Origin of the sequence: Streptomyces coelicoflavus (assembly GCF_045041415.1) — a bacterium.
GTDB lineage: Bacteria > Actinomycetota > Actinomycetes > Streptomycetales > Streptomycetaceae > Streptomyces > Streptomyces coelicoflavus.
Genome location: NZ_CP108218.1, coordinates 5,693,362 through 5,708,117 on the forward strand (window position 1 = coordinate 5,693,362; position 14,756 = coordinate 5,708,117).

The following is a 14,756-nucleotide window of genomic DNA, read 5'->3' on the forward strand; positions in this document are numbered from 1 at the left end:
TCGTCGCCTTCTCAGCTCAGCAGGCCGGTGCGGATCGGTTCGGCGCCCGCCGGTGCGTGCGGGTGGACGTGGTCGTGGCCGGGCAGCGCGTGCTGGCCGACCGCCTCGGGCGGCGGGCCGTCGTGCAGGACGCAGCCGTCGCGCAGCACCACCGCCCGGTCGATCAGCGGCTCGAGCGGGCCCAGCTCGTGCAGGACGAGGAGGACGGTGGTGCCGGCGGCCACCTGCCCGCGCAGGGTCTCGGCCAGTACTTCCTGGCTGGCCAGGTCGACGCCGGCCATCGGCTCGTCCATGATCAGCAGGTCGGGTTCGGCGGCCAGCGCGCGGGCGATCAGCACGCGCTGGTGCTGGCCGCCGGAGAGGGCGTTCACCGAGTCCTTGGCGCGGTCGGCCATGCCGACCAGGTCGAGGGCGCGGCGTACGGCCTCGTGGTCGGCCTTGCGCAGGACGCCGAAGCGGGCCCGGGAGAGCCGGCCCGAGGAGACCACCTCGGTCACCGTGGCGGGGACGCCGCCCGCGGCCGTGGTGCGCTGCGGGACGTAGCCCACGCGCGCCCAGTCGCGGAAGCTGCGCCTGGGGGTGCCGAACAGCTCGATCTCCCCGTCCGTCACCGGCACCTGGCCGATGATCGTGCGCACGGCCGTGGACTTGCCCGAGCCGTTGGCGCCGAGCAGCGCGACCACCTGGCCGCGCCGCACGGTGAGGTCGATGCCGCGCAGGACGGGGCGTGAGCCCAGCTCGGCGCGGACGCCGCGCAGGGATATGACGGACTCGTCGCTCACGATGTCCTCCGTAACGATCGGACTGCGGGTGGTACTGGGTGGTACCGGCTGGTACTGGGTGTTACTGCCTACTTGGCGCCGAGGGCGGCCTGGAGTGCCTTGAGGTTGGACTCCATGACCGCGACGTAGTCGTCGCCCTTGGACTTGTCGGTGATGCCTTCCAGCGGATCGAGCACGTCCGTCTTCAGGCCCGCGTCCTTGGCGAGGGTCTTCGCGGTCTTGTCGGACACCAGTGTCTCGTAGAAGACGGTGGTGACGCCGTCGGCCTTGGCCTCCTCCTGGAGCTCCTTGATCCGGGCGGGGCTGGGCTCGCTCTCCGGGTCGAGGCCGTTGATGGCCTCCTGTGTGAGGCCGTAGCGCTCGGCGAGGTAGCCGAAGGCGGCGTGGTTGGTGAAGAAGACCTTGGTGGCCGTGGTCTTCAGGCCGTCCTTGTACGCCGTGTCCAGGCCGCCCAGCTTCTTCGTCAGCGCCTCGGCGTTCTTGCGGTAGTCGTCGGCGTGGTCCGGGTCGGCCTTCTCGAAGGACTTGGCGACGCCCTCGGCGATCTCCGCGTACTTCACCGGGTCCAGCCAGACGTGCGGGTCGAGCGAGTGCTCCCCGCCCTCGGAGTGCTCCTCCTCGGCGTGCTCGTCCGCGTGCTCCTCGCCGCCGTGGTCGTGCTCCACGTCGCCGTGGTCCTCGAGCTTCGTCAGCGTGGCCGCGTCGATCTTGGTCTTCACGTCGGACTGGGCGATGGCCTCGTCCACGGCGGGCTGGAGGGACTTGAGGTAGAGCACCGCGTCCGCCTCGCCCATCTGCGCGGTCTGCTTGGCGCTCAGCTCCAGGTCGTGCGGCTCCTGGCCGGGCTCGGTGAGCGTGGTGACGTTCACGTGGTCCCCGCCGATCTGCTCGGCGAGGTACTCCATGGGGTAGAACGACGCGACGACGTCGAACTTGTCCGTATTGCCCGCCGCCGAGCTGTCGCTGGAGCAGGCGGAGAGGGTGCCGAGGCCGATCGCGGTGGCCGCGGTGACTGCTATGCCGGATATGCGGCGTCGTCGTACGTTCATGACACTCATTTTCAACAAATATGGAAACCGTTGTCAACAAGCGCCCGTATCCGCAGATGGGAGGCCCCGATTTGGCCGTGGGGCGGCCCACGCCGGTAACCTGAAGCATTCTCTGGAAGCATCCTCGCTTCGCCCGCCCGTCTCCCGACCACCACCCCTCATCGAGGCGCTTCGCGCCGCACCAGTCAGTCACCGTCGTCGTAATGAAGAGAGCACCGTGGCCGCCGACAAGATCGACACCATCGTCAGCCTGAGCAAGCGCCGTGGCTTCGTTTTCCCGTGCAGTGAGATCTACGGCGGTCAGCGCGCCGCCTGGGACTACGGGCCGCTGGGCGTCGAGCTCAAGGAGAACCTGAAGCGCCAGTGGTGGCGCTACATGGTCACCTCGCGCGAGGACGTCGTCGGTCTCGACTCCTCCGTGATCCTGGCTCCCGAGGTCTGGGTGGCCTCCGGTCACGTCGCCACCTTCACGGACCCGCTGACCGAGTGCACCTCCTGCCACAAGCGGTTCCGCGCGGACCACCTGGAGGAGGCGTACGAGGAGAAGAAGGGCAAGGCCCCGGAGAACGGCCTCGCCGACCTCAACTGCCCCAACTGCGGCAACAAGGGCACCTTCACCGAGCCCAAGCAGTTCTCCGGTCTGCTCTCCACCCACCTCGGCCCGACCCAGGACAGCGGCTCCGTCGCCTACCTGCGGCCCGAGACCGCGCAGGGCATCTTCACCAACTTCGCCCAGGTGCAGACCACTTCGCGGCGCAAGCCGCCGTTCGGCATCGCCCAGATGGGCAAGTCCTTCCGCAACGAGATCACGCCCGGCAACTTCATCTTCCGCACCCGCGAGTTCGAGCAGATGGAGATGGAGTTCTTCGTCAAGCCGGGCGAGGACGAGAAGTGGCAGGAATACTGGATGGAGCAGCGCTGGAACTGGTACACCGGCCTGGGTCTCCGCGAGGAGAACATGCGGTGGTACGAGCACCCGGCGGAGAAGCTCTCCCACTACTCCAAGCGCACGGCCGACATCGAGTACCGCTTCTCCTTCGGCGGCAGTGAGTGGGGCGAGCTGGAGGGTGTCGCCAACCGGACCGACTACGACCTCTCCTCGCACGCCAAGGCCTCCGGCCAGGACCTCTCCTACTACGACCAGGAGGCCCAGGAGCGCTGGACGCCGTACGTCATCGAGCCGGCGGCCGGTGTCGGGCGCGCGATGCTCGCGTTCCTGCTCGACGCGTACATCGAGGACGAGGCGCCGAACGCCAAGGGCAAGCTGGAGAAGCGCACCGTGCTGCGGCTCGACCCGCGGCTGTCGCCGGTGAAGGTGGCCGTGCTGCCGCTGTCCCGCAACCCGGAGCTGTCGCCGAAGGCGAAGGGGCTGGCGCAGGCGCTGCGGCAGAACTGGAACATCGAGTTCGACGACGCGGGTGCGATCGGGCGGCGGTACCGGCGTCAGGACGAGATCGGGACGCCGTTCTGTGTGACCGTCGACTTCGACACGCTGGACGACAACGCGGTGACCGTGCGCGAGCGGGACACGATGAAGCAGGAACGCGTGTCGCTGGACCAGATCGAGGGGTACCTCGCCTCTCGGCTGGTTGGCTGCTGAACGTCCGTTCCGGTTGAGGTACCAGGGGGCTCTGCCCCTTGGACCCCCGGGCCTGTGCCCACCCACCACCCGACTCGGTCGGGAGGAGGGTGGGCGTTTCGGCGTTCTGGGGGCCCGGACTACAGGTTCAGCCCCTGGCTCAGCGGCCCTGGAGTGCCTTCACGTTGTTGCCGAAGGTCCAGTTCTTCGAGCCGTCCCAGTTGAGGGACCAGGTCATCAGGCCTTTGAGGGCGCCGTTGTAGTGGTTCCAGGCCTGGGAGACCAGGGACGGTGACATGTAACCGCCGCCCGCGCCGGGCTGGGCGGGCAGGCCCGGGACCTGCTTGTCGTAGGGCACCCGGATCGTCGTGCCCTGGATGACCAGGCCCTTGTCCAGGCAGTCGGTCTGGGCGGTGAAGCCCTGCACGGTGCCGGCCGAGTAGGAGTCGCCGGAGCAGCCGTACATGCTGCCGTTGTAGTACTGCATGTTCAGCCACCACAGGCGGCCGTTGTCCGCGTACTTCTTGATGATCGGCAGGTACGCGCCCCAGATCGAGCCGTAGACGACGCTGCCGCCGGTGACGTACGCCGTCTCCGGGGCCATGGTGAGGCCGAAGTTGGAGGGCATGCGGGCCAGGACGCCGTCGATGATGCGGATCAGGTTGGACTGGGACGCGGAGAGCTGGTTGATGTTGCCGCTGCCGGTCAGGCCGGTCTCGATGTCGATGTCGATGCCGTCGAAGTTGTACGTCTTGAGGATCGGCACGATGGTGTCGACGAAACGGTCCGCGACCGCGGTCGAGTTGAGGTCGATGCCGGCCGTCGCACCGCCGATGGAGAGCAGCAGCGTCTGCCCGGACGCCTTGGCCGCGCACATCTCGGCGGGCGTCGCCACCTTCACGCCCCGGTCCATGCCGTCCTCCCACAGCGCCGTGCCGTCGGAGAGGATCACCGGGAAGGCCGCGTTCAGGACGTTGTAGCCGTGGGCGGCGATCTGCGGGTCGGTGATCGGGGTCCAGCCGAAGGGCGGGTGGACGCCGTTGGCGGCGCCGTCCCAGTTCTCCCAGTAGCCCTGGAGGACCTTGCCGGCGGGCTTCGACTTCACGGCGCAGGTGTCGGCGGCCGGGGCGGGGGCGGCGCCGGTGGGGGCGGCGGACGCCGTGGCGACTCCCAGGGGGGTGAGGACGGTGGCCGCCAGTGCGGCGGCCAGTAGACGGATCTTGCGGCGGATCATGCCGGGCCTCCCGGTGGGGGTTCGGTGAGGGAGAGTCGTCTTGTGTCGTAGGCATGACAGTGCTTTGGTCCAGACCTTTCGTCAAGAGGTCTGGACCAAGAAGCGGATCCGGCTCAGTCGCCCGTCAGGCGATCGTCCGGGGCAGGCGCAGGCTCAGCAGGCCGGTCAGGGCCACCCCCGCCAACTGGACCAGCAGCGTCGTCACCAGGGCGTCCCGCATGCCCATCCCCGGGACCAGCGACAGGAACAGCGTGCCCAGGGTGGCCACCCCCAGGGCCAGCGACGACTGCTGGGTGGTGACCATGACGCCGCTGCCCACGCCGGCCCGTACGGCAGGCACCTCCGACAGGACCACCCGCATGATGACCGGGAGCTGGAGCGCCTGGCCCGCCCCCGCGACCGCCGCGCCCGGCAGGAGTTCGACCAGACCCAGATCGGGCCAGGAACGCCACGCGGCCAGCGTCATCAGGGCCAGGCCCACCCCCTGGAGGGCGGCGCCGGCGGGCACGACACGGGTGCCGTAGCGGGCGACCAGCCGGGGGCCGGCGAGGGAGAAGAAGAAGAACACCACCGCGAGCGGGGCCAGGGCCAGGCCCGCGGCCACCGGGCCCAGACCCGCGCCCTGTTGCAGGGCCACCGCGATGACGAACATGAAGCCGCTGAAGCCGATCGAGAACGGCACCATGAGCAGGAGGCCGCGGCGCAGCGAGACGATCGCGAACAGGCTCGGCGGGACCAGGGGCGTACGGCCCGCGCGGTCGGCCCGGCGCTCCACCGCGAAGAACGCCGCCGCCGCGAACGGGAACGCCGCCAGCGACAGCCACGTCCACAGCGGCCAGCCCGCCGCCCGGCCCTCGGTGAGCGGGACCAGCAGGGTCAGGATCGAGGCGGCCAGCAGGAAGGTGCCGGGCACGTCCACCGGCTCGGGGCGCGCGGAGCGGGTCTCCGGGACCGCGCGGGCGGCCAGGAAGAGGCCCACGAGGACGACCGGGACGTTGACGAGGAAGACGGAACGCCAGCCGGTGCCCGCGATGTCGGCGGCCACCAGGACGCCGCCCAGGATCTGCCCGGCCACCATCGACAGGCCGGCCGTCGCCCCGTACAGGCCCATGGCCTTCGCGCGCCGGGGACCGGACGTGGTCGCCTGGATGGTCGCCAGCACCTGCGGCAGCATCGCGGCGGCCGAGGCGCCCTGCGCCGCCCGTGCCACCACCAGCGACCAGGCGTCCGGCGCCAGGCCGCAGGCCAGCGAGGTCAGCCCGAAGGCCGCCATGCCGCCCAGGAACAGGCGGCGCCGGCCGAAGAGGTCGCCGAGCCGGCCGCCGAGGACCAGCAGGACGGCGTACGCCACCCCGTACCCGGCGACGACCAGTTCCAGGACCGCCTCGCTCGCGGACAGGTCCGCGCCGATGGTGGGCAGGGCGACGTTGACGATGAAGAAGTCGACCAGCGGGAGCGCCGCGGCCAGCAGCACCGTGAAGAGTCCGAGGCCGCCGAGCGAGGGCGTCGCCGGGGGGCCCGTGCGGACGGGACGAGAAGTGATGGTTTCGGTCACGTGGTCGAGCCTGCGACCGTTTCCAGGGTGGTACCAGAGTCTCCTTATGCTGGTAGTAGGAGTACCTGGCAACAGGGTCCGGCACGCGGCACCCTGGAGGCATGACGACGATGACGGGTCAGGAAACGGCGGCGCAGTCCCCGCCCCGGGACACCGGCTCGGAGATCCGGCGGCACGAACTCGCCGCCTTCCTGCGCAGCCGCCGCGAGCGCATCGCCCCCGAACAGGTCGGCCTGCCCCGCGGACGCCGCCGCCGGACCCCGGGGCTGCGGCGCGAGGAGGTCGCCCAGCTCTCGGCCGTCGGCGTCACCTGGTACACCTGGCTGGAGCAGGCCCGGGACATCCAGGTCTCCGTCCAGGTCCTCGACGCCCTCGCCCGCGCCCTGCTGCTCGACCCCACCGAACGCGGCCATCTCTTCCAGCTGGCGGGATCCGTCGACCCGACGCCCGCGACGGTCTGCCCGGTCATCACCCCGGCGGTGCGCGCCCTGCTGGAGCAGTTCGAGCCGTACCCCGCCTGCGTGCAGAACAGCCGGTACGACATCCTCGCCCACAACCGGACGTACGGGCTGCTGCTGTGCGACCTGGACGAGGTGCCGCCCGAGGACCGCAACTGCATGATCCTGTGCTTCACCCACGAGGACTGGCGGTCCTCGATCGTGCACCTGGAGGAGACCCAGCGGCTGATGGCGGCGCGGTTCCGCACGACGATGGCCGGCCATCTCGCCGAGCCCGCCTGGAAGATGCTGCTCAAGCGGCTGCGCACCCAGTCGCCGGACTTCCGCGAGGCCTGGGAGCGGTACGAGGTCGTCGCGCACCGCGGCAAGCGCAAGGAGTTCCTCAACCGGCACGTCGGCCGGATCCGTGTCGACCACACCGACCTGTGGCTCGGTCCGGAACCGGGGCCCCGGATGGTGACGTACGCGCCGGCCGACGAGGCCTCCCGGGAGCGGCTGGAGAAGCTGCACGCGATCGCTCTGGAGCGCGGGCCGGCGTCGTCCGGGTGAGAGTGCTCGAAGTGCGGGAACCCGGGGAAATGCGGAAGGTGATGTTCCCGGGGTTCCCCAGGGTTGCCACAGCCCGGGGTTCCCACCGCACGGACAGGGCGAGGACGAAGAGTCATGGCTGAGCAGAAGTCGGCGCGGACACTCCCGCGGCCGTTGCACGCGGCCGCTTCGGCGGTGCGGAAGGTGCCGGGTGCCGGGACGGTGGGCAGGGCCGCCGAGGGTGCGCTGGACAGGATCGGGGCGGTGTCGCCGCGCGGGCGGCGGGTGCTCGTCTACACGGGCGCCGGGGTGCTGGGCGTCGCCGGACTGGTGGAGTGGCCGGTGGCGGTCACCGGGGCGGCGGTGGCCTGGCTGACGCAGTCGCGCGGGCGCAACGGGCAGGCCGCGCAGAGCGCCGCCGGAGCGGAGTCCGGCGCGAAGCCCGCCCGGACGCCGGCCGGGAGGACCACCGCCGGGAAGACCACCGCCCGGGGGGTCGCGGCCAAGACGGCCGGGGCGGGCGGCACGAGCGGCACCGCCGGCACCGGCGTCAGCAGGGCGAAGACGGCCGCGGCGAAGAGGACCACCGGCGCCGGCGCCAGGAAGACCGCCGCCAAGTCCACCGCCGCCAGGACCACGGCCGCCAAGTCCACGGCCGCCAAGTCCACTGCCACCAAGTCCACTGCCACCAAGTCGGCGACGGCCAAGTCGGCGAAGTCCGCCGCCGCGAAGCAGTCGACCGCGCAGAAGTCGACCGCGAAGCAGTCGGCCGCGCAGAAGTCCGCCGCGCAGAAGTCCGCCGCCAGGAAGGCGCCCGCGAAGAAGACCGCGTCCCCCACTCGGGCCAAGAGCCAGTCGGGGACCAAGGCGTCCTCGAGCCGGCCCGCCGCCTCGGGCGGAAGCCGCAGCCGCAGCCGCAAGACGGCCGCCGCGTCGCGCACCCGCACGTCCGGCTGAGGGAGAGCAATGGTCGGTGGACTGCTGACGCGTTCCCAGGACGCCGTCACGGGGTTGGTGCTGGCCGGGCCCCGGCTGCTCGCGCGCGGCACCGCGCCCGCCGTGGGTGCCGCGGCCGGGGCGGCGGCGGGCACCGCGCGGGCAGGTGTGCGCGGCGCCGACTTCGCGGCGCGGGCGGCACGGGTGGCCCGTGCGGCGCTGCCCGGCGGGTCGCGGGACTGGCGGGCCGGACCGCGTGCGCACCTCGCGCTCCGGCCGGCCGCGACGGACGCGGTGCGCCGGGCGGGCGGTACCGAGCGCGTGGCGCGGCGGGTGGCGGCGGCACTGGCCGAGCACCCGGACGTCCTGCTCGCCTACTGGGACACCGGTCTCGCCAGACTGGTGGTGACGGCGACCGAGGACACGCTCACCGACCGCGTCGTGGACCACGCCGCGGAACTCGCCGAACGCCACGGACTCACCCGGGCGGACCAGTCCGCCGCCATCGGCCCGGACGACCCGGACGACCCGGCTGCCCTGGACGACCTGGTGGACGAGACGGACCACCCGGGCGATCCGGCCCCGGTGCGGGTCGCGGCGGCCGCGCTCGGCGCCGACGTGCTGGGCATCGCCGCCGCCGTGACCGGCGCGCGGCTGCGGCTGCCGCCCTCGCCCCGCCTGGTCACCGCCGTGGCGACGCTGCTGCGCGAGAACCCGGCCTTCCGCGCCTGGCTGCGCGAGCGGCTCGGCGACCACCGCATGGACGTGGCCCTCGCCGCAGCCAACGCGGCCGTCCACGGCGCCGGGCAGAGCCCCACCTCGCTGGTGCTCGACGGAGCGCTGCGCGTCTGCCAGTTGACGGAGGCGGTGGCGCGCGGGGCCGCCTTCGAGGTCGTGCACGACCAACTGTGCGTCCCCGGCCGGGGCAGCCTGCCCGCCGGGCCCGCGCTGCGACCGCCGCCGCGCACCTCCCCGGCCCAGGACTACGCCGCCCACGCCTCGGCGGGCAGTGTGGCGGGCGCCGCCGCGACCCTGCTGGTCAAGCACGACGTCGCGGAGGCCGCGGAGGCGGTGCTCGCCGGGTCGCCCAAGGCCGCGCGCTACGGGCCCGCCGCCTTCCACGCCGTACTGAGCGCCGCGCTGTCCCGCACCGGCGTGCTCGTGCGCGACCCCGGGCGGCTGCGGCAGCTGGAGATGGCCCGCACGGTCGTCCTGCACCCCAGCGCGCTGCGGATGCCGGACGCGGGCGCCGACCCGTGGACCGAGGACGTGCTGGACGCGGCGCGCCGCGCGGGACTGCGCGTGGTGATGGTCGAGGACCCCGCGCTGGCCGACTTCACCGGCCTCGCCGACCAGGTCGTCGGCGCCGGGCGCCCGCTCGCGGACGTCGTGGCCGGGCTGCGCGCCGAGGGCGGCGTCGTCACCGTCGTACGGCCGCTGCCCGGCGACGACGGGTCGGTGTCGGACGGGCTGCTCGCCGGGGACGTGGCCGTCGCGCTGGCCGACGCGGACTGTCCGGTGGCCTGGGGCGCGGACGTGCTCGCGCCGCAGGGCCTCGCCGACGTGTGGCGGGTGCTGCGGGCGGTGCCGGTCGCGCGTGCGGTCGGGCGCCGGTCGCAGACGCTGGCCCGGTCCGGGGCCGCGCTGTCCGGACTGCTGGTCGCGGTCGGCGAGGCGCGCGGCAGGAGCCGGGGCGGCGTGTCGTCGCTCCTCGGGATGCGGCACGCGCCGGTCGACGCGAGCGCCGCGCTGGCCCTGCTGTCCGGCACCCGGGCGGCGATCGGCGTGGCGACGGCCCGCGCTCCGCACCCCCGGGCCCGGGTCGCCTGGCACGCGCTGGACCCGGACGACGTACGGGAGCGGCTCGAGCGGGAGCGCGAGCCCGAGCCGACCGCCGTGGAGCAGGCCGGCGCCCGGCTGCGCGCGGCCGCCGACCGGGCGGGCCGGGTGCCCGTGCTGGCCCCGGTCCGCTGGTCGTGGCAGCTGGCCCGCGCCGTACGCGGGGAACTGGACGACCCGCTCACCCCGGTCCTCGCGGTCGGCTCGGCCGCCTCCGCGATCCTCGGGTCGGTCGTCGACGCGCTGCTCGTCGTCGGCGCCCTGGACCTCAACGCGCTGGTCGGCGGCTTCCAGCGGCTGCGCGCGGAGCGGGCGCTGTCCGGGCTGCTGGCGGAGCAGAAGCAGAAGGCCCGGGTCACCGAGGAGCAACTCGGCGAGAACGGCGACGAGTTCGCGGCGCAGCGCGAGCCGTGGATCGTGGACGCGGCCAAGCTGCACCCCGGCCACGTGATCGAGCTGAAGGCGGACGACGTCGTGCCGGCCGACGCGCGGCTGCTGTGGGAGGACGGCCTGGAGGTGGACGAGTCCGCGCTGACCGGCGAGTCGCTGCCGGTCGACAAGTGCGTGGACCCGGCGCCCCGCGCCCCCGTGGCGGAGCGGTACTGCATGGTCTTCGAGGGCACGACCGTGGTGGCCGGGCGGGCCCGCGCCGTCGTCGTCGACACCGGCGACCACACCGAGGCGGCGCGGGCGGTCGCGCTGGCGGCCCGTACGCCGTCGGCGGCCGGAGTGCAGGCCCGGCTCCAGGAGCTGACCCGCAAGGCGCTGCCGCTCACCCTGGCGGGCGGCGCCGCGGTCACCGGTCTGTCGCTGCTGCGCGGGACGCCGATCCGGCAGGCCGTCGCCGGTGGCGTGTCGGTGGCGGTGGCCGCCGTGCCCGAGGGGCTGCCGCTGGTGGCGACGGTGGCCCAGCTCGCGGCGGCCCGCCGGCTCAGCCGCCGGGGCGTCCTGGTGCGCACCCCGCGCACGCTGGAGGCGCTGGGCCGGATGGACACCGTCTGCTTCGACAAGACGGGCACCCTCACCGAGAACCGGCTGCGGCTCTCGCGCGTCGCGGGCACCGACGGCACGGTCCGCCGGGCGGGCGACCCGGACGCCGCCGACGCCGTACGGACCGCCGCGCGCGCCTGCCCCCGGCTGAACGGCGACGGCGCCCGGCCCACCCACGCCACCGACGAGGCGATCCTGGACGCGGCCGGGGACGACCCCGGGTGGGCACAGGAGGAGGGCCTGCCCTTCGAGACCTCCCGCGGCTACGCCGCCGCCGTCGGACGCGAGAGCGGTTCCGGCCGGTCCGGCCGGTCCACCCGTTCCGGCGGCCCCGCGGTGCTGGTGGTCAAGGGCGCCCCCGAGACGGTGCTGCCCGCCTGCGCCGGCCTGCCCGCGCACACCGCCGAGGTGGCGCGGCGCCTGGCCGGTGACGGGCTGCGCATCATCGCGGTGGCGCGGCGGACCCTGGCGAAGGGCGAGAAGGCCGCCGACGTCCTCGAACAGCCGCCGTCCGGGCTGGAGTTCACCGGACTGCTGGCCCTCGCCGACGTGGCCCGCGAGACCTCCCCGGCGCTGGTGCGCGGGCTGCGCGAGGCGGGCGTACGGCCCGTGGTGCTGACCGGCGACCATCCGCAGACCGCCCGCGCCATCGCCGTCGACCTGGGCTGGCCCGAGGACGCGGTCGTGGTCACCGGCGACGAACTCGCCGCCGCCGACCGCACCGCCCGCTCCCGGATGCTGCGCGACGCGGACGTCGTGGCCCGGGTGGCGCCGGAGCAGAAGCTCCAGGTCGTCGAGTCGCTGCGGGACGCCGGGCGGGTCGTCGGCATGGTCGGCGACGGCGCCAACGACGCCGCCGCGATCCGGGCCGCCGACATCGGCGTCGGCATCAGCGCCCGCGGCTCGGCCGCCGCCCGCAACGCAGCCGACCTGGTGGTCACGGGCGACGACCTGCTGGTCCTCGTGGAGGCGGTACGGGAGGGCCGGGCCCTGTGGCACAGCGTCGCCGACGCCATCGCCATCCTGATCGGCGGCAACGCGGGCGAGGTCGGCTTCGGCATCCTCGGCACGGTGCTGGGCGGCGCCGCCCCGCTGTCCACCCGCCAGATGCTGCTGGTCAACCTCTTCACCGACCTGTTCCCGGCGATGGCCGTCGCGGTGACGAAGACGGGCGATCCGGAGCAGGAGGAGGCCGACGCGGGTGCTCCGCTCGGTACGGCCGTGCTGGGTGAGCCGCTGCTCCGGCAGATCCGGCACCGGGCCCTGACCACCGCGCTCGGGGCGACCGCGGCCTGGCTGTTCGGCCGCTTCACCCCGGGCACGGAGCGGCGCTCGACGACCATGGCGCTGTGCGCGGTCGTCGGCACCCAGCTCGCCCAGACCCTCGCCGACCGCCGCGACAGCCGCCTGGTCCAGGTCACCTCCCTCGGCTCCGCCGCCGCCCTGGTCGCCCTCGTCATGACCCCGGGCGCCAGCCGCCTCTTCGGCTGCACTCCGCTCGGGCCGGTCGCCTGGACGGGCGTGGCCGCGGCCATCGCGCTCGCGCTGGCCGGGCAGCGGGCGCTGCCGGCGGTGGAGGACGCGATCGCGAGGTACTGGCCGAAGGTGGCGGAGCGGTTGCCGGTGGAGAAATCCGGTGCGGTGCCGCAGGGCGCGAGGGGATGATGCGCGGGTCCGTCGTCGCTGACCGAGAGGCGTGTGCGTGCTTCCCCTGGACGAGCTCCGGACCCTGCTGAACGAGCACGACGACCCGCTCCACCGGGAACGGCCCCGGGACTTCGACAAGGAGGCCTCCGCGCGCCGCTTCGCGCTCCTCACGGCCGCGCTGGAGCGGCGTTTCGGGCCGTCCGGCGGCGCCGGTCTGTATCAGGACGCCAGTGTGTACGGGAGGTTCTCGGTCGCGGACGGCGCCGGGCCCGCCGGGAGACTGTGGGTCGAGCTGAGCAACTTCGGCGGCTTCGTCACCGCGGGGACGGGCACCGACTGGTCCGCCGACACCGCGGCGGGCCTGAGCGCGGAGTTCGTGACGTGGCTGGACGAGGTCTGTACGGCGGCGGGGTGCGTCTTCGTCCCGCTCGAGCTGCTGCTGGAGCCGTACGACGGCCCGACCCCGACCCTCGTGGACGACGACCGGTTCTTCCTGGAGACGCTCGCGGCGCTCGGGCCCGACGGCCCGGAGGGCACCGACGACGCGGACGACGCGGACGAGGAGGAGGACGAGGAGGATCTACAGGCGGTCTGGTGCCACAGGTACTTCGACTACGTCTGAGGCGCCGTCATGCCTCCGTCACGCCTCCGTCCCCCCTGGTGCGTCGTCACGCCCCCGTCCGCGCCGCCTCCCGCACCTCCGGCGACCGCAGGCGCTCGGCCGTCCGCTCCGCCGTCCGGTGGGCCCAGCGGCCGCTGGTGACGGCGCCCACGACGAGGACCGCGAGGCCGCAGGCGGCGAGGATCCACCAGCCGGGACGGGCCGCGGAGACGAAGGTGTCGCGGTACGACGACGCGCCCACGCCCGCGGCCAGCACCGCGCCGACCACCGCCACGCCGAGCGTCTGGCCCAGCTGGCGGCTGGTCGAGGCGACGGCCGCCGCGACCCCGGCCTGGGCGCGGGGCATGCCGGAGACTGCGGTGTTGGTGATGGGCGCGTTGACGAAGCCGAAGCCCACGCCGAACAGGACGTAGCCGATGAAGAGCGTGACGTCGGAGGTCTCCGCCTCGAAGGCGGCGAACAGCGTCCCGCTCACGGTCAGCGCGCCGCCCGCGATCAGCAGCGGCAGGCGCGGGCCCCGGCCGCCGACCAGCCGTCCGGACAGCGGGGCGCACAGGAAGGTCGGCACGGCCATCGGCAGCATCCACAGACCGGCCTCCAGGGCGCTCAGCCCGCGCACGTTCTGGAGGTACAGCGTGGACAGGAACAGGAAGCCGCCCAGCGCGGCGAAGGCGCTGATCGCGATGACGGTGGCCCCGCTGAACGGCGCCGACCGGAAGAAGCGCAGCTCGATGAGGGGGTCCGCGCGGCGCGGCTCGTGGACGAGCAGGCCGGTCAGCGCGGCGAGCGCCAGGACGGCGAAGGGCAGCACGTGCGTGAACCCGGCGTTGGGCGCCTCGATGATCGCGTACGTCAGGGAACCGAACAGCACGATCACCATCAGCTGGCCCAGCGGGTCGGGGCGGCGGGCCTTCGGCGCGCGGGACTCGGGGACGAAGCGCAGGGTCAGGAGCAGGGCGGCCAGGCCCACCGGCAGGTTGACCCAGAAGATCGAGCGCCAGCCGACCGACTCCACGAGCACGCCGCCCACCAGCGGACCGGCGGCCATGGATATGCCGACCACCGCACCCCAGACGCCGATCGCGCGGGCGCGCTCGCGCGGGTCGGTGAAGGTGTTGGTGATGATCGACATGGCGACCGGGTTGAGCATCGAACCGCCCACCGCCTGCATCATCCGGAAGACGACCAGCGAGGACAGGTCGGGGGCCAGCGAGCACAGCAGCGAGCCCAGGGTGAAGATCACCAGGCCGGTCATGAAGACCCGCTTGCGGCCGATCCGGTCGGCGGTGGAGCCGGACAGCATCAGCAGCGCGGCCAGCACCAGCGTGTACGCGTCGATGGCCCACTGAAGCCCCGACGTGCTCGCGTGCAGGTCGCGCTGCATGGAGGGGAGGGCGACGTTGAGGATCGTGTTGTCGATACTCACGATCAGCAGACTCATGCAGCAGATGGCGAGCACGAGCATGCGGCGGCGACGGGTGAGCTCGGGCATGAACTCCAGCCTACGCCTACTTCGATAGTGCGTCTAACTAATGAC

The 14,756-nt window shown here is 73.4% G+C and carries 10 protein-coding genes; 5 read left to right on the forward strand and 5 right to left on the reverse strand.

Annotated features, from left to right (window positions below):
• Positions 1-11: 11 nt before the first annotated feature.
• Together OHA99_RS25360 and OHA99_RS25365 are read right to left on the reverse strand one after the other, a co-directional pair.
• Positions 12-782 (reverse strand): metal ABC transporter ATP-binding protein, encoded by a 771-nt coding sequence (locus OHA99_RS25360; RefSeq protein WP_405697986.1) that lies wholly within the window; start codon positions 780-782, stop codon positions 12-14.
• A 68-nt stretch (positions 783-850) separates the two neighbouring features.
• Positions 851-1,831, reverse strand: coding sequence for a zinc ABC transporter substrate-binding protein (locus tag OHA99_RS25365; RefSeq protein WP_153179956.1), 981 nt, complete (start codon positions 1,829-1,831; stop codon positions 851-853).
• Positions 1,832-2,048: 217 nt separating this feature from the next.
• Between OHA99_RS25365 and OHA99_RS25370 the strand changes: the two genes are divergently transcribed.
• Positions 2,049-3,431 (forward strand): glycine--tRNA ligase, encoded by a 1,383-nt coding sequence (locus OHA99_RS25370; RefSeq protein ID WP_007449582.1) that lies wholly within the window; start codon positions 2,049-2,051, stop codon positions 3,429-3,431.
• Between the two features lie 139 nt (positions 3,432-3,570).
• On the opposite strand, the gene OHA99_RS25375 is transcribed toward OHA99_RS25370, so the two are convergent.
• Together OHA99_RS25375 and OHA99_RS25380 are read right to left on the reverse strand one after the other, a co-directional pair.
• A complete protein-coding gene (locus tag OHA99_RS25375; protein WP_405697989.1) occupies positions 3,571-4,644 on the reverse strand; it encodes a chitinase in 1,074 nt (357 codons plus the stop codon).
• Between the two features lie 124 nt (positions 4,645-4,768).
• Complete coding sequence (locus OHA99_RS25380; RefSeq protein WP_153179958.1) at positions 4,769-6,199, reverse strand: MFS transporter; 1,431 nt, start codon at positions 6,197-6,199, stop codon at positions 4,769-4,771.
• Between the two features lie 110 nt (positions 6,200-6,309).
• On the opposite strand from OHA99_RS25380, the gene OHA99_RS25385 reads away from it, so the two are divergent.
• The 4 genes from OHA99_RS25385 (at position 6,310) to OHA99_RS25400 (ending at position 13,219) form a co-directional block, all read left to right on the forward strand.
• Positions 6,310-7,206, forward strand: a complete 897-nt coding sequence (locus OHA99_RS25385; protein WP_153181990.1) for a helix-turn-helix domain-containing protein — start codon at positions 6,310-6,312, stop codon at positions 7,204-7,206.
• 114 nt (positions 7,207-7,320) lie between these two features.
• The gene (locus OHA99_RS25390; protein ID WP_405697991.1) at positions 7,321-8,142 is read left to right on the forward strand and encodes a hypothetical protein; all 822 of its coding nucleotides are present in this window, start codon (positions 7,321-7,323) and stop codon (positions 8,140-8,142) included.
• A 9-nt stretch (positions 8,143-8,151) separates the two neighbouring features.
• Positions 8,152-12,615 (forward strand): cation-translocating P-type ATPase, encoded by a 4,464-nt coding sequence (locus tag OHA99_RS25395; RefSeq protein ID WP_405697993.1) that lies wholly within the window; start codon positions 8,152-8,154, stop codon positions 12,613-12,615.
• Positions 12,616-12,652: 37 nt separating this feature from the next.
• The gene (locus OHA99_RS25400; protein ID WP_405697995.1) at positions 12,653-13,219 is read left to right on the forward strand and encodes a hypothetical protein; all 567 of its coding nucleotides are present in this window, start codon (positions 12,653-12,655) and stop codon (positions 13,217-13,219) included.
• Between the two features lie 46 nt (positions 13,220-13,265).
• Here OHA99_RS25400 and OHA99_RS25405 read toward each other — a convergent pair whose 3' ends face one another.
• A complete protein-coding gene (locus OHA99_RS25405; protein WP_165686083.1) occupies positions 13,266-14,711 on the reverse strand; it encodes an MFS transporter in 1,446 nt (481 codons plus the stop codon).
• Between the last annotated feature and the right edge of the window lie 45 nt (positions 14,712-14,756).